Origin of the sequence: Streptomyces sp. NPDC051578 (assembly GCF_044454045.1) — a bacterium.
In the GTDB taxonomy this organism is placed as follows: Bacteria; Actinomycetota; Actinomycetes; order Streptomycetales; family Streptomycetaceae; genus Streptomyces.
On the sequence record NZ_JBITDH010000001.1, the window covers coordinates 920,675 to 935,631 of the forward strand.

12 protein-coding genes and 2 tRNA genes are annotated in these 14,957 nt (G+C 72.7%); 6 read left to right on the forward strand and 8 right to left on the reverse strand.

Going from position 1 to position 14,957, the window contains the following annotated elements; all coding sequences use genetic code 11:
- Nucleotides 1-104: 104 nt before the first annotated feature.
- From ACIA6C_RS04115 to ACIA6C_RS04130, 4 genes are all read left to right on the forward strand, one after another.
- Nucleotides 105-662 (forward strand): NAD(P)H-dependent oxidoreductase, encoded by a 558-nt coding sequence (locus ACIA6C_RS04115; protein WP_361136668.1) that lies wholly within the window; start codon nucleotides 105-107, stop codon nucleotides 660-662.
- An 89-nt stretch (nucleotides 663-751) separates the two neighbouring features.
- A complete protein-coding gene (locus ACIA6C_RS04120) occupies nucleotides 752-1,099 on the forward strand; it encodes a hypothetical protein (protein WP_366083370.1) in 348 nt (115 codons plus the stop codon).
- Between the two features lie 118 nt (nucleotides 1,100-1,217).
- Nucleotides 1,218-1,793, forward strand: coding sequence for a bifunctional DNA primase/polymerase (locus ACIA6C_RS04125; protein ID WP_399272778.1), 576 nt, complete (start codon nucleotides 1,218-1,220; stop codon nucleotides 1,791-1,793).
- Nucleotides 1,784-1,857 (forward strand) — tRNA-Lys (locus ACIA6C_RS04130). The genes ACIA6C_RS04125 and ACIA6C_RS04130 overlap by 10 nt, the downstream gene beginning before the upstream one ends.
- Before the next feature lie 68 nt (nucleotides 1,858-1,925).
- Here the strand turns inward: ACIA6C_RS04130 and ACIA6C_RS04135 are convergent.
- Nucleotides 1,926-3,161 (reverse strand): M6 family metalloprotease domain-containing protein, encoded by a 1,236-nt coding sequence (locus ACIA6C_RS04135; protein ID WP_366083098.1) that lies wholly within the window; start codon nucleotides 3,159-3,161, stop codon nucleotides 1,926-1,928.
- Nucleotides 3,162-3,639: 478 nt separating this feature from the next.
- On the opposite strand from ACIA6C_RS04135, the gene ACIA6C_RS04140 reads away from it, so the two are divergent.
- Nucleotides 3,640-5,394 (forward strand): putative bifunctional diguanylate cyclase/phosphodiesterase, encoded by a 1,755-nt coding sequence (locus ACIA6C_RS04140; RefSeq protein WP_399272780.1) that lies wholly within the window; start codon nucleotides 3,640-3,642, stop codon nucleotides 5,392-5,394.
- Nucleotides 5,395-5,473: 79 nt separating this feature from the next.
- Here ACIA6C_RS04140 and ACIA6C_RS04145 read toward each other — a convergent pair whose 3' ends face one another.
- Together ACIA6C_RS04145 and ACIA6C_RS04150 are read right to left on the reverse strand one after the other, a co-directional pair.
- Complete coding sequence (locus tag ACIA6C_RS04145) at nucleotides 5,474-7,165, reverse strand: glycosyl hydrolase family 18 protein (protein WP_399272782.1); 1,692 nt, start codon at nucleotides 7,163-7,165, stop codon at nucleotides 5,474-5,476.
- 253 nt (nucleotides 7,166-7,418) lie between these two features.
- Complete coding sequence (locus ACIA6C_RS04150) at nucleotides 7,419-8,522, reverse strand: LLM class flavin-dependent oxidoreductase (RefSeq protein WP_399274465.1); 1,104 nt, start codon at nucleotides 8,520-8,522, stop codon at nucleotides 7,419-7,421.
- 385 nt (nucleotides 8,523-8,907) lie between these two features.
- Here ACIA6C_RS04150 and ACIA6C_RS04155 point away from each other — a divergent pair, with 385 nt between their 5' ends.
- The gene (locus tag ACIA6C_RS04155) at nucleotides 8,908-9,666 is read left to right on the forward strand and encodes an IclR family transcriptional regulator (protein ID WP_190182595.1); all 759 of its coding nucleotides are present in this window, start codon (nucleotides 8,908-8,910) and stop codon (nucleotides 9,664-9,666) included.
- Nucleotides 9,667-9,743: 77 nt separating this feature from the next.
- Here ACIA6C_RS04155 and ACIA6C_RS04160 read toward each other — a convergent pair.
- The 5 genes from ACIA6C_RS04160 to ACIA6C_RS04180 form a co-directional block, all read right to left on the reverse strand.
- Nucleotides 9,744-9,817 (reverse strand) — tRNA-Lys (locus ACIA6C_RS04160).
- A gap of 105 nt (nucleotides 9,818-9,922) precedes the next feature.
- Nucleotides 9,923-10,570 (reverse strand): hypothetical protein, encoded by a 648-nt coding sequence (locus ACIA6C_RS04165; RefSeq protein WP_399272785.1) that lies wholly within the window; start codon nucleotides 10,568-10,570, stop codon nucleotides 9,923-9,925.
- Between the two features lie 60 nt (nucleotides 10,571-10,630).
- Entirely contained in the window at nucleotides 10,631-12,301 is a 1,671-nt protein-coding gene (locus ACIA6C_RS04170) for an AMP-binding protein (RefSeq protein WP_399272787.1), read from the reverse strand.
- Nucleotides 12,302-12,327: 26 nt separating this feature from the next.
- On the reverse strand, nucleotides 12,328-12,933 hold the full coding sequence (locus ACIA6C_RS04175; protein WP_361137682.1) for a lytic polysaccharide monooxygenase auxiliary activity family 9 protein: 606 nt from the start codon (nucleotides 12,931-12,933) through the stop codon (nucleotides 12,328-12,330).
- Nucleotides 12,934-13,133: 200 nt separating this feature from the next.
- Nucleotides 13,134-14,492, reverse strand: a complete 1,359-nt coding sequence (locus tag ACIA6C_RS04180) for an SPFH domain-containing protein (RefSeq protein WP_399272789.1) — start codon at nucleotides 14,490-14,492, stop codon at nucleotides 13,134-13,136.
- Between the last annotated feature and the right edge of the window lie 465 nt (nucleotides 14,493-14,957).

Below are 14,957 nucleotides of genomic sequence, written 5' to 3' on the forward strand. Positions count from 1 at the left end.
GGGGCGGGGGTTGACATACCGCCCGGGTGCGGCTTCCCGCAGGGCGCGGCGACGACCAGACTGGGGCGGACACAGCACCCACGCCCTACGGGAGTCCACCGCACATGACCCGCCTGCACGTCATCTCCGCCGCCACCCGCCCCACCTCCTCGGGCCGCCCGCTCGCCGCGTGGGTCGGTGAACGGGCCCGCGCACACGGCGGCTTCGAGGTCACCTCCGTCGACCTGGCCGAGATCGCCCTGCCCTTCCTCGACGAGCCCGAGTACGCCTCCAGCGGTGTCTACACCAACGCGCACACCCTGGAGTGGAGCGCCCTCGTGGGCTCCGCCGACGCGTTCGTGTTCGTCATGCCGATGTACAACGGCGGCTTCACCGCGCCCTTCAAGAACGCCATCGACTTCCTCTACGACGAGTGGCGCGGCAAGCCGGTCGCCCTGCTCAGCTACAGCGCCGGCCCCACGGGCGGCGCCCCGGCCGCCGAGATGCTGCTGCCGGTCCTGACCCGCCTCGGCATGCTCCCCACCGAGCGCCGGGTGGCCGTTCCCGGCATCAACGCCTTGGTCGGCCCGGAGGGCTTCCAGGCCCCCGAGGGTCTGGCCGACGAGCTGACCGGGATGCTGGACGAGGTCGCGGCGCTGGCGTCGGAGCCCGTCTCCGCCTGAGGCGCGCGGGCGCGAGTGCGCCCTTGCGGGACGTTGGACAATGGAGGGTGGCCCGGAAGGATTCGCGCGCAGCACACAGGAGGACAGGCATGGCAGAGCCCGAGCGGACCGAGCGGAGGCTGCGGCCCGCGCCGCTGCTCTTCGAGCCCTCGGAGGCGGCCTCGGACCCCGAGCACTTCTTCGACCTGGAGTCGATAGAGGACCCGCGGGAGCTGCTGACCCGCGCCACCGAGCTGACGCTGGCCTTCCGGGCGGCCCAGGACCGGGCCGTCGAGTTCCAGGCACTGGCGGCGGCCCAGCTGGCGGACCCGCGGCGGTTCGACCGGCTGCCCGCCTCCGAGATCGCGGAACGGGCGGAGTGGACCGAGGACTACGCCGTCAAGATGATCGAGTTCGGTGAGAGCCTCCGGCGCGGCGGCGGTCCGGACGAGGCGTAGGCCTGCCGTCCGGGGCATCTGGCATATGCGGCGCGCACCATACTCCGGGCGGCCCTGTCCTGTCCCGGATTTCGGTAACTCCGGGGAGTTGCCCCACTACCGGCGGTAGACCTGGGTCATGACGACCTTGACCGGCTGCCCCGCCCTCGAAGTCCGCCCCGCGCCCGCCACCCGGGTCACCCACGAGGGAGCCGCCTGGCTCACCTCGGCGTGCACCCACCCGCGCGGGGCGCTCGCGGTGTGGGAGGAGCGGCCCGCCACCCCGGCGGTGCTGCCCTGCGGGGTCGCGTTCGACGTCGTCAACGTTTCGCTCGTGCTCGGCCGGCGGATGCTCGACCTGCTCTGGGCCGAGGGCCCCGGCTGCGGGCCGGCCGCCGTGCACCGGGGCCGGCTGCTGCTCTTCGCCGCCCCCGGCACGGCCCATCGGCTGCCCGCCCTGCTCGCCTGGGAAGAGTGGGGTGCCGACACGGCGGCCCCGATCTGTCACGGCCCGGGCGACGCCGTCACCGTCCCGCCGCTCGTCGAAGCGCCCGGCCCCTCGCGCTGGCTGGTCGCCCCGGACTCCCGGCGCCCCAGGCTGCCGGGGCCCGACACGCTGCTGTGGGCGTTCCTGCACGCCGCCCGCCTGCAGGTATCGATTTTTCGTTCCGCCGATCGGGATGCTAATGTCTACGACGTCAGCAGGCGCCGCTAGCTCAGTTGGTTAGAGCAGCTGACTCTTAATCAGCGGGTCCGGGGTTCGAGTCCCTGGCGGCGCACAGACGGAAGAAGGCCCCCACGCGAGTGGGGGCCTTCTTCGTGTGCCCGGACGGCCACGCCCGTGCCGCTACGTCGTGATCTTGACCGTGTAGGCGCCCGAGGGGGTCCGGTCCGCCACCTCGATCCGGATCCGTTCCCCCGGCACCGTGAACGCCTCGCCCACTTCCAGTGGGGCGTCAGCCAACGGCGGGTAGACCGAGCGGTCCCAGCAGGCCTCCGAGTGCGGGTGGCCGTCCAGCACCTCGATCGGGCCGCCGCCCGAGGCCGCCTCGTTGCGGACGCGGTAGACCAGCACGCCCTCGGTGCAGGTGTCCCCGTCGTTGCCGGCGGAGCCGCGGGCCTCGACGGCGATGGCGCTGCCCGGGCCGGTGCGCACCACCGCGAGCCGGGTCCCGCCGGAGCCGCCCCTCGGGACGCCCTCGGCGATCGGCTGGAGGGTGTGCAGGGAGGTTCCCGACGGCACGCAGTCCACCTGGGAGGCGTCGAGCCAGCCCAGCTTCCACTTGTGCCAGGCGAACAGGTCCGGGGCCATCCCGAACTGGCTGCCCATGACGTCCCAGTCCCCGACGTACGTGTCCCAGTCGCCCTTGCCGTCCGTCGGCCGGTGGTAGAGGTCGGGCAGGTCGAAGACGTGTCCGGTCTCGTGCGCCAGGACGTTGCGGTCCGGCGGGTGCCGCTCGAAGACGGTGACGATCCGGCGCAGCTCCGTACCGTCGGCGACGAGGGGCCGGTCGAAGTTGACGACCTTGGTGGCGTCCGAGTCCACCCCGGGCGCGTTGGGGTCGGCGACGAAGTACACGACGTCGTACCGGCTGAAGTCCACCGCGGGGTCGGCGGCGGCGACCGCGTCGCGCAGGTAGGCCGCGCGGGCCTCGGGCGCCCAGTCGCGCCGTATCCCGTACGCGGTGGACGGCCTGGGCATCGCGATCCACTGCTTCTGCGGGTGCGGGACGAGCCGGAAGCGGCCATAGGAGGCGCGCTCGAAGAAGTCGCTGGTGGCGGGGAAGTAGTCGCCGGTCAGCTGGTCGGGGGTGACGGCGGTGCGGTGGTCGGGGAAGGAGAGGAAGACCATGACCGCGTTCAGGGTGCGCACCGGTTTGGGGTAGGCGCGGTTCCAGGTGTCCAGGCCGAGGGAGTGGTGGGCGGCCGTACGGGTCAGGGCGCAGGGGCCGGCGCCGGACGCGGCTGCCGCCGGGGTGGCGACGAGCGACATGGCGGCGACCGCCGCCATGGAGGTGAGAACCGCCGCGGCACTTCGGATGCCGGGATGGTCCACTCCCCCGGGTGTCTGCTGGGGCGGCACATCGACCTCCGGTGGTGGATTCATTCCATCTCGTCCACCTTGAGGCGATTGTCTTACTTATGCCCTGTTCCGGTGCCCCACATGAGTGAGCACTAGGGCAACTCGGTGACCCCCGGACTTCACGTGTCTCCCTACGGACCGTCACGAGCGGTCACCTGAGATCAATGACGGGCTCCGCGCGCTCACAGCTGCGCAGAAACGATCAACCGAGGTCAGGCCGACGGACCGTCATCACGGCGTCATCCCGCCGAAGTCCGTCCCTCCACCCGGCGACGCCGCTGGATAGGGCCGTCCGGCAGCCTCTATGATCGGCACACTTTCCTGCACGGGACACTCACGAGCAATGCGGGAGCCAACGGTGAGCGGAACCTCAGAGGGGACCGGTTCGGCGGCCGACCGCATCCGATCGGCCATTACGGAGCGTCACCCAGCAGTGCCGGCCCTGCCGGGCATGTCGAGCGAGCCGGAGGTTCCGTCGATGCCGACGTCGCCCGCCCGGTCCGCGCCGGGAGCACGCGACTTCCGGGCCGCCTTCGACGCGGCCCACCTCGCGATGGCCGTGGTCGACCGCGAGGGCTACGTCGTCGCCGCCAACCAGGCCCTGGCCGCGCTCCTGGGCGCCGACCCGCACGAACTCGTCGAGCGGGCCGCGGCGGAACTGGTCGACCTCGCGGCGGAGGCCCGCACCTGGCAGGCCTACCAGGAGGTGCTCCGCGGGCGCCAGGCGCGGCTGCGCTGCACCCGCCGGCTCAAGCACCCCGACGGGCACTCGCTGTGGACCGAGGTGACGCTGGGGCCCGTGCCCGGAACCCGGGACGTCCTGCTGTCCGTTGCCGACATCAGCGACCGGCGCGACCTCCAGGCCCGGCTGCGCCATCTCCAGATGCACGACCCCGTGACCCGGCTGCCCAACCGGGCGCTGTTCTTCGAGCGGCTCTCCGCCGCCCTGGAGGCCGCCTCGTACGAGGACGGCGGCACGGGCCGGATCGGCCTGTGCTACCTGGACCTCGACGGCTTCAAGGCCGTCAACGACACCCTCGGCCACCGCGTCGGCGACCGGCTGCTGACCGCGGTCGCGGCCCGACTGACCCAGTGCGCCGACCAGTCCGGCTACGGGCGCACCAGCGGGCACCTGGTCGCACGGCTCGGCGGCGACGAGTTCGCCCTGCTGGTCGAGGACTCCACCGGCACCGAGCAGCTATCGGAACTGGCGCGCAGCGTACTGGCGGCCGTACAGGAGCCGTTCGACCTCGCCGGGCAGCGGCTGTCGGTGTCGGCGTCGATCGGCGTGGTGGAACGGGCCGCCGCCGGGACCTCGGCGACCGGCCTGATGCAGGCCGCGGACACGACCCTGTACTGGGCGAAGGCGGACGGCAAGGCCCGCTGGACCCTGTTCGACCCGGAGCGCAACGCGCACCGCATGACCCGGCAGGCACTCTCGTCCACGCTGCGCCCGGCCGTGGAACGGGGCGAGTTCGCGCTGGAGTACCAGCCGCTGGTGGACCTGGAGAGCGGAGCGGTGCGCGGGGTGGAGGCGCTGGTGCGCTGGAACCACCCGCAGTTCGGGACGTTGACGCCGAATCGGTTCATCGGAATTGCAGAAGAGGACGGCTCCATCGTCCAGCTGGGCCGGTGGGTGCTGCGGACCGCCTGCCGGCAGGCGCGGCGCTGGCAGATCGAGCAGCCCAGCGACGCACCGGTGTTCGTGTCGGTCAACGTCGCGGTGCGGCAGGTGTGGGACTCCGACCTGGTGGGTGACGTCGCGGAGATCCTCGCCGAGACGGGCCTGGCGCCGCAGCTGCTCCAGCTGGAGCTGACGGAGTCGGCGGTCATGGGTTCGGCGGGACGGCCCCTGCAGGCCCTCCAGGCGCTGAGCGACATGGGCGTACGGATCGCCATCGACGACTTCGGCACCGGGTACTCCAACCTCGCCTACCTCAGCCGGCTGCCGGTGTCGGTGCTCAAGCTGGACGGCTCCTTCGTGCGCGGCTTCCGCTACGAGGAGGGCGCCCACCCCAACCCGGCCGACGAGACCATCGTGGAGGCGCTGGTGCAGCTGGCGCACCGGCTGGGCCTGACGGTGACGGCGGAGTGCGTGGAGACGGCCGGCCAGGCGGCCCGGCTGCGCCGCGTGGGCTGTGACACCGGCCAGGGCTGGCTCTACTCCCGCGCGGTGGCCCCGGAACGCATCGCGGAGATGATCGGCACCCGCCCGCAGGAAACCGGGCCCTGAGGAGTGTCCCGCGCACGCCTGCGCCCCGCACCCCTGGCTGGGGTCGGGGCGCAGGGCCGCTCGGCGCGGGGTGGGGGGATCAGCAGGCGCCGAGGTCCTTCCAGACACCCCACTCACCCGTGGTGCCCGGGGTCTCGTTCTGCGTCCACCACTGGGCCTTGTACTTGCGGCCGTTGTAGGAGACCTCCTGACCACCGGTGTAGACCGTGCCCGCGACGTACGCCGGGGTCGAGCCGCAGCCCGTGGTCGGCGGCGTCGTGGGCGGAGTGGTCGGCGGGGTGGTCGGGGGCGTGGTGGGCGGAGTCGTCGGGGGCTGGGTGGAGCCGCCGAGGGCGGTGGAGATCTGGTTCAGCAGCGTGGCCTTGTCGTCCAGGCCGAGCAGCGAGTACATCATCGCGCCGGCCAGGCCGCGCTGCTTGCCGTAGTCGACCCGGGCCTGTACGGACCGCTGGTTGAGGCCGGTGAAGAACTCGCCGTCCTTGTAGAAGTACGAGGCCTTCGCCTGGTCGTCCCAGAAGGTGACCGCCGGGTTGTCGACGATGCCGCCGAGCTCCTTGTAGTTGGCGATGCCCGCCTGCTGGCTGGTGGGCCGGGCGGCGGACGGACCGGTCGCCGTCTGGGCGAGGCCGTTGGTGGTCCCGGCGGGGACGCCCTTCCAGCCGCGGTAGTAGAACTCGTAGCCGAGCGTCAGCTTGCCGGCGGGGAACCCGCCCGCGATGCCGTAGGCCGGGTTGCCGTCGAGCCAGGAGTCGATGGCGTTCTTGATGCTGTACTTCTCGGTGCCCGGTGCGATCGGGTCGGTCGGGTCGGCCGCCGAGGGGTAGAGCGGGGACTGGTGGTACGTCGGCCCGTCGCCGTCCCAGGCGCCGTGCATGTCGTAGGTCATGATGTTCGCGTAGTCGAGGTACGCGCCGATCTTGTCCGTCTCGATGTACTTGATCTTGTCCTGGCCTGCCGGGAGCGCCGAGGTCAGCAGGTACTTCTTGCCGCCGTTGGCCTGGCCGTAGGCGTCGAGCTGGGTACGGAACTCCTTGAGCAGCAGGGTGAAGTTCTGCTTGTCCTCGGGGGCGTAGTGGTTGCCGAGGTGGCCGCCCGCCGAGCCGGGGTACTCCCAGTCGATGTCGATGCCGTCGAAGATGCCGGCCGCGCTGCCCGGGCCTCCGTAACCGCCTTCGAGCGGCAGGTTGCCCTTGATGTACTGGTCGATGCAGGAGGAGACGAGCTTCTTGCGCGAGGCGTCGGTCTTCGCCGCGTCGCTGAAGTACTTCGAGTACGTCCAGCCGCCGATCGAGATGTTGATCTTGAGGTGGGGGTACTTCGCCTTGAGCTGCTTGAACTGGTTGAAGACGCCCACGATCGGCTGGTCCCACTTGTCGGCGACCCCGCTGACGCTGTCCGCCGCGCCGAACGACTTCTGGTAGTCGGCGTAGGAGTCGCCCGCGCCGTCGCCGGCACTGGCGTTGCCGTCGTCGCCCGCCGCCTTGTTGGCTTCGAAGCAGGTGAGATCGGTGGGGTGGATGTTGCCGAACGAGTAGTTGATGACGTCCAACTTGCCCGCTATGCCGCGGGTGTCGAGCTGCTTGGGGTAGAAGGCGTTCCCGTACACGCTCCACTGGTCGTAGTAGGCGATCTTGACGTTGCCCGCGGCCGCCGCGGTGGTGGTGGCGGTGCCCGCGGCCTGCGCGGTGCCGAGTCCCGCGAAGGCGGCCAGCGCTCCGGCTGCCAGCGCGGCCGTGGCGGCGGCCGCGATGAGGGGTTTACGGATGTGCATGAACTGACTCCGTGGGGGTGGGAGGGGATGCGTCAGCTTCGGGTGAGAGAAGTGATAGCGATCACTCCGCGCCCCAGTCAATGGTTTGGACCAAACAAGGACTAGACCACTTGGCGACCAAACCCGCTCGTCAGAGAGCTGGGCGCCCACGAAGAACCGCCCGCCACCCCGGTGACGAGCGGTTTAAGACTTCCCTAAGCCACGCTCCGGCAAGGTTTCGGCAACGAACCAGCCGAACCCCGTTCTTGTCGGCTCAAGCCGGAAGCGAGCCCTCCATGGGCATCCCGTACGCATCTGCTACGAGGGCGTACGAGCGCAACCGGGCCGCTCCGCCATGGGCGTTGGCCGTCAGCATCAGCTCGTCCGCCCCCGTCCGCGCGACCAGCGCGTCGAGCCCGGAACGGACCTCGTCGGGCGTGCCGTGGACGATGTTCGCCAGCCAGCCGTCCACGAACTCGCGCTCCGGCGGCGAGAACGGGTACGCGGCCGCCTCCTCCGGCGTCGGGACCAGACCGGGCCGGCCGGAGCGCAGCCGCAGCATGGCCAGTGCGCCCGTGAGCACCTGGGCCCGCGCCTGCTCCTCGGTGTCGGCGGCCAGCGCGGAGACCCCGATGACGGCGTACGGGGCGTCCAGCACCGCCGAGGGGCGGAAGCTCTGCCGGTACAGGTCGAGCGCGGGCAGCGTCCCGGCCGCCGAGAAGTGGTGGGCGTACGCGAAGGGCAGGCCCAGCTCGCCGGCGAGGCGCGCGCTGAACCCGGACGAGCCGAGCAGCCACACCGGGGGCCGCCCGACGGGACCCTGGACGGGACCGGGGACGGCATGGACCCGGGCGTAGGGGTGCCCGTCGGGGAAGTTGTCGTCGAGGAAGCGGATCAGCTCCCCGAGGCGGCGCGGGAACTCGTCGTGCGCCTCCTCCGCCCGCGCGGGCCCGCGCAGCGCGGCCGCCGTACCGGGGTCGGTCCCCGGGGCGCGGCCGAGGCCGAGGTCGATCCGGCCCGGGGCGAAGGCCTCCAGGGTCCCGAACTGCTCGGCGACCGCCAGCGGAGCATGGTTGGGCAGCATGACTCCGCCCGACCCGAGCCGGATCCGGGAGGTGTGGGCGGCGAGGTGGGCGAGGATGACCGCCGGCGAGGAGCTGGCCACCCCGGGCATGGAGTGGTGCTCGGCGACCCAGTGGCGGTGGTAGCCGCGGGACTCCGCCAGCCGGGAGATCGCCACGCTGGTGCGCAGGGACTCTTGCGCGCTGCCACCCGACCCGACGGTGACGAGGTCCAGCACCGACAGCGGCACCGGGGCCCGGCCCCGCGCCGTCCCGCGGACGGGGTCCGCGGGCGCCACGGAGTCCGCGGGCGCCATGAAGTCCGCGGCGGCCCCGCCGGACGCTGCGCCGGCTTCCGCTCCTGCGCCCGTTCGCGCGCCCAGCTCCGCCCCCGTACTCACGTTCGGGACCTCGGCCGCCTCCGCGCCCGCCCCGGTGTCCCCTGCGTCCCCGGCGTCACTCATCGTCGCTCCCGTCCCATGCCGCTCTCCTTCACGTCCGTACGAAGAATTCGAACCGTAGGCCGGGGCCGGGCATTCCCGGCAGACCGGGAAGATGGCATTGCCAGGGGCATATGCCATTCGGATACCTGCTGAACAAGCGACTTAATTGAGCCATCAATCTCCTCAACAGGCGCTCCGGATGGGCCGCTTGATGGCTATCGTGGTAGGGCAAGCGGTAACAACCTGGTAGGGGGAAACCGTGGCGCTGAAGCCCGAGCCGACCGCGCCGTTCCACTCGGTGCAGTACGCGCTTCGCGTACTCGAAACGATCGCGCGCCACACCGGTGGCGTGACGGACGCACAGATCGGGCGTGAGACCGGCCTGCCCGCGGCCCATCTCGCGCCCATGCTCCTCATGCTGCGCCGGGAGGGATACGTCCTGCAGGTGTCCGACGGCGCCTACGCCATAGGGGACTCACTGGTCCTGCTCGGCTCGGGGAGCGACCGGAAACAGGCGCTGCAGGAGAAGCTCCAAGAGACCCTGGACCGGCTGCGGGACTCGGTCGGCGCGGCGGTCTACATCAGCCGGTACGTGGACGGCGAGGTCCGCATCACGCAGTTCGCGGACAGCCCGCGCACCCCGAAGGTGCACGAGTGGGTCGACTTCCGCTCCGCGGCGCACGCCAGCGCGGTCGGCAAGTGCCTGCTCACCCAGCTCGACCAGAACGGCCGCCGCGACCACCTGGCCCGGCACAAGATCGCCCGGCTCACGTCGAAGACGATCGTGAACGAGCGGATCCTGTTCTCGAAGCTCGACAGCCAGCCGGCCACCGTCCCGGTGCTCGACCTCCAGGAGTACGCCGTCGGCACGGTCTGCGCGGCGGTGCCGATCACCGCCGGGGCCTCCGTCGGCTGCCTGGCCCTGTCGATGCCGGTCGAGCACGCGCACCGGCTGCGGGCCGCAGCGGACGCGCTGAACCGGAAGGCCGCGCCGCTGCTGCTGTCGCTCACGCTGTGAACCGGGGAGGGGCGGACCTGAGGCCGGAAAACACTTCGGGCGGTTCCCGGTGAACCGGGAACCGCCCGAAGTACAGGTGCGCCGCCAGGGACTCGAACCCCGGACCCGCTGATTAAGAGTCAGCTGCTCTAACCAACTGAGCTAGCGGCGCCTGACAGAGAAAATACTACCTGGTCCCGTGGGGTGCTCAAAACCAATACCGGTGCCGCCGGTGATCACGGCTGACCGAGAAGGACAGCGGTGATCACGACGGCGATCACCAGGTCGTGGTGACCTTGACCTCGCGCTCGGTCCGCACCCCGACCGTGCCCCGGTCGCCGAAGACCTCCCGGCGCCAGGCACCGAAGACCGCGGCGACCCTGCGGGCGTCCTCGCCCTCGCCCTTGCCGACCGCCCGGGTGGAGAAGGTGATCCAGGCCTCGGTGTTGTGGGCCGTCTTGCGGATCCTTACCCGGCTGACGCTGCCCGCGGGCATGAAGGTGTCCTCGTCGGCGCGGTGGCGGGCGTAGTACTCGTTGAAGTCGCGGGTCATGTCGTACCAGCCGTCGACCACCTGGCAGGCGGGGCCGCCGTCGGTGGGCGGCCCGGGGGTCCCGTCATCCTGGTCGGTCGGCGGGTTCGGCGGACCGCCCGTCTCCTCTTCGGTGGGGACGTTCGGGGTGGTCCCCGTCTCCTCTTCGGTCGGGACGTTCGGGGTGGTCCCCGTCTCCTCCTCGGTCGGGACGTTCGGGGTGGTCCCCGTCTCCTCCTCGGTCGGGAGGTTCGGCGCGCAGGTCGGCGGGGCCGGGGCGGCGGAGGGCGGGGCGGTACCCGCCACGCGCGTGCCGCATGCTGCGAGCAGCGCGCACAGCGCCCCGGCCGCCACCGTCCGGCCGACCGCGGCCGTCGTCGTCTTCGCCTTCATCGCACCACCCCCCTTGCCCCCTTTGGCGTTCAAGACGGGTGTCCGTCCCGGTCGGTTGCCTCAGCGGTCCAGGAGGTCCCGGCGGCCCTGGTTCTCGTACGCCGCCAGCAGCGTGCGCAGGCCCTTCTCGTCCAGGCGACGGTAGCCTTCGGCACCGGGCGGGCGCCACCAGACCGGTTCGGGGACGAGGAAACCCGCCCGGCGCAGGGCCACCCGGTGGATCTTGTTCGTCGCCGTCACCGGCAGCGCGTCGAGGACGCGGACGTACCGCGGGGCCATCTTCGTACCGAGGTCGGGCTGGGCGGCGAGGAAGGCCTCGAACGCGCGCGGGTCGAAGGCCGCGCCCTCGCGCAGGGCCACGGCGGCCATCACCTGGTCCCCCGCCACCTCGTCCGGGACCGCGTACACGGCGGCCGCCGAGGCCTCGGACCAGCGGGCGAGGATGTTCTCGATCACCGCCGCCGCCAGGTTCTCGCTGTCGACCCGCAGCCGGTCGTCGGTACGGCCCGCGAAGTAGAGGAACCCCTGCAGGTCACGGAAGAAGAGGTCCCCGGTCCAGTACCAGCCTTCGCGGGTGCGGGCCGCCTCCGCTTCCGGGTTGCGCCAGTAGCCCTCGAAGAGGCTGCGGCCCCGGTTGACCAGCTCGCCTATGGCCTCCTCCCCGTTCAAGAGGCGGCCCTGCCCGTCCAGTCGGGCCGGGGGGCACTCCTTGCCCGTCTCCGGGTCGATGACGGCGAGGTCGTCCCCGGGCGCGGCCCGGCCCAGTGCGCCCGCGGGGGTGCCGGGGGTCCGCTGGACGGAGGCGCCGCCCTCGGTCGCACCGTAGCCCTCCACCAGCCGGACCCCGAACCGCTCGGCGAAGCGGGCCGCGTCGACCGCGCCGGCCTCGGTGCCGAAGCCCAGGCGCAGGGTGTGGTCGCGGTCGTCGGGGCGGGGCTCGGTGGCGAGGAGGTACTGGACGGCCCGGCCGACGTAGGTGAAGTACGTCGCCCCGTGGGCCCGTACGTCGTCCAGGAACGCGGTGGCCGAAAACCGGCGGCGCAGCGCGACCGAGGCACCGCCGGCGAGGGCGGGCAGCCAGTCGGCGATGACCGCGTTGCCGTGGAAGAGCGGCATGCAGATGTAGTGCACGTCGTCCGGGGTGACCCGGAAGGTGCGGGCCAGGGAGGCTCCGGCGGCGGCCAGGCGGCCCTGGCTGCACACGGCCGCCTTGGGGGCGCCGGTGGAGCCGGAGGTGAAGTAGAGGAGGAGGCGGGATCCGGGGCCCGGGCCGCCGCCGAGGACCGCCTCGCCGGGGGTTGCGCCGACGAAGGGGGCGAGGAGGGCGGCGTACTCCTCGCTCCCGGTCACGAGGATCCGTACGCCGGGCAGGTCGAGGCCACGCAGCAGCGGGACGTGGGCGGGCTCGGTGACCAGGATCCGGCAGTCGGTGTGCAGGATGTCGCGGGCCAGCTCGGGGCCCCGCCGGGTCGGGTTGATCCCGGCGACGGCGGCCCCCGCGAGGGCCGCCGCGCCGAGCCAGAGGGTGAACTCCGGGGTGTTGTCGAGCAGCACCCCGATGTGCGGCTCCGCCCCCGGCGGCAGGAGGTCGACGAGCAGCGCGGCGCGCGCGGCGGCCTGCTGGGCGCTCTGGTGGTGGGTGAGGACGGTGCTCTCGTACCTCAGCCCGGGCCGGTGGTCGCCCCATTGGCGCGCTATGAGCTCCGCGACGGTTTCGGGTGTCGTCCGCATGCCGCCGGAGATTAGCTGACGCTGCGTCAGAATTGAACGTCAGAGCAGGCGTAGAAGGCCATCGGGGTGTCGTTGACCGTCCAGACCGCCAGGATCATGTGGCGGCCGGTCTTCCCGCTCGGCATGGTGCCCTGGTGGACGGTGGTCATGGCGGGGCGGGCGCCGTTGTAGGCGACGGTGAGGAAGGGCTGGGGGTCGAGCGAGGCCCGGGTGAGGGGCTTCTTCGGGTCCCAGCCGTTCTTGGTGACGTAGTACTTGAAGTCGGTGGTGGAGTGGTTGGCGGTGAACTGCCAGCGGAAGGAGTAGCTCTGGCCGCTGGTCACGTTCGTCGCGGGCCAGGTGCCGCCGCGCGGGTCGTCGAGCTGGGCGAACTCGCTGTGGCCGCCGGAGCAGATCTGGCCGTCGGCGGGGCCGGCGGCCGGGAAGCCCTTGTAGCCCTCGACGCTCTGCGGCTCCCACTGGATGGGGCCGCAGTCGGGGACGGCCTTGTTGGCGCACAGCTTCTGGCGGCTGATGGGGGTGTCGGTGTAGCCGTGACCGCTGGCGGTGGGGGCGCCGGCGAGGGTGACGGTGGCCAGGACGCCGAGACCGAGCGCGGCGGCGGACCGTTTGGGCATGCGGAGGAGACGCATGATGCTCCTTGGACGTGGGGGGAGTCAGGCGGGAGAGCGTGCGCACGCGGTGGGGATCGCGTTCGGGCCGATCGGATCGCAGGGTGCAGGTCTAGACCAAGTTCCAGATTATTGACGGGAGTTGGCCATGTCCATACCAAAGGGGGAACGGGTGGTCCGGTCGTGACCGGCCACCCGTTCCGCATTGGCGTCCCCTGTCGCTATTGGTCGGACCGCCCGGTGTAGAAGGCGACGGTCAGGTCCTTCACGAGGGCCTTGCGCTCGTAGTCGTCCAGCTCGACGATCCCGCGCGAGGTGAGCCGGTGCACGGTGTCGTCGACGGCGTCCACGACCGAACTCAGGACGGTGTCCCGGTGCTTGGCGTCGATCGCCGCGACACGGCGGCGGCGCATCGCCTCGGCGACCTCGGGGGCGTACTCGATGCGGGTGGGCTGGGCGGAGAACACCTCGATCCCGACGGCCTCGGTCTCGGCCGCCACCATCCGCGTCAGCGCGTCGCCGACCGCCTCGGCGTCGCGCAGGGTGGGGGCGTCCTCGTGGAAGGCGTCGGCGGGGAGCTGGGACAGGACCCGGGCCATGGCCGATTCCACCTGTTCGGCGAGGTACGCAGTGTGGTCCGCCACGGCGAGGGTGGCCCGGGCGGTGTCCTTGACCTGCCAGACCACCTGGACGACGACCTGGAGGGCGAGGCCGCCGGCGTCGACGGCGGGCATCGGCTCGCTGCGCCAGTGGCGCAGCCGTACGTCGACGCGACGGCGGAGCAGGAGCGGGCTGACCCAGGTGAGGCCGGTCCGCCGGACGGTGCCGCGGTAGCGGCCGAAGAGGGTCAGCACCCAGGCGTGGCCCGCCTTGGCGCGGCCGAGTCCGCCGAGGGCGAGCAGGGCCACGATGCCGAGGAAGGCAAGCGGGGGCCAGGAGGTGGCGGGCAGCCCGTGGTAGGCGCGGGGGGGCACACCGAAGGCCACGGCGAGGAGGTCGGGGGTGGCGCCGGCCCGCCAGAGCACGGCAGCGCAGCCGGTGAGGGCGAGGGCGCCGATGCCGACGGCGCACCAGCCCGGCAGGACGGGACCGCGGTGCTCGCGGAGGCCGTCGTCGCCGCGGGGGACGCGGCGGCCGGCGGGGGCCGGCTTGGCGGCCGGGGGCGCGGGGGGCTGCCGGCGCGGGTGCGGGGCCGGGAGGGCGGGGCGGGCGTGGCCGAGGAACGGCAGGTGTACGGGGACCTCGGTGACGGCCGTTCCGCGGGCGGGTTCTGGGGCGGGGGCGGGGGCGGGCTCGGGGGCGGGCTCGGGGGCGGGGTCGCGGGCCTCCTTGACCCCGGGGTCGATCACCCGCGCGACGGCCCGGGCCACGAGGTCGACGACGGACCTCTGCCGCTGCCCGGCGGCCCGGTACGCCCTGCCCTCCGCCTGTCCCCGCGCGGCGGGAATCCCTTCCGGATGCGCCCTCGCCTCTCCGGCCTCCGGGCCGCGCGCGCCCTCGACTCCCCCGGACCGATCGTGCCGCTCGTGGGCGGTATCGGCCTGCGACGCCGCGTCCTCGTGCCGCCCTGCGGCAGGCACCGCAGCCGCCGAGTCCTGCCCGGAAGCGGGGGCGGGTGCCGAGACCCGAGCCGAAGCCACCGCCGGGGCCGCCTCCGCCGCCGGGGCGTGGGGCGAAGCCACCGCCGGGGCGACCTCCCCAGCCGAGGAGCGAGCCGGAACCACCGCCGGGGCCGCCTCCCCAACGGGGGCCTGGGGCGAAGGCACCGACGAGACCGACTCCGCAACCGGTACCCCGGTCGAGGCCGGGGCGAGGTGCGGCGCCACCGCCGGGGCCGCCTCCGCCGCCGGGGCGTGGGGCGAAGCCACCGCCGGGGCGACCTCCCCAGCCGAGGAGCGAGCCGGAACCACCGCCGGGGCCGCCTCCCCAACCGGTACCCCGGTCGGGGCCAGGGCGGGGTGCGGTGCCGAGGCCGCGTCCTGCTCTTCCCCCCTAGCCGGAGAGGCGGACACGGCCGACGCCTCCATCCGGCCCGAAGGCACCGC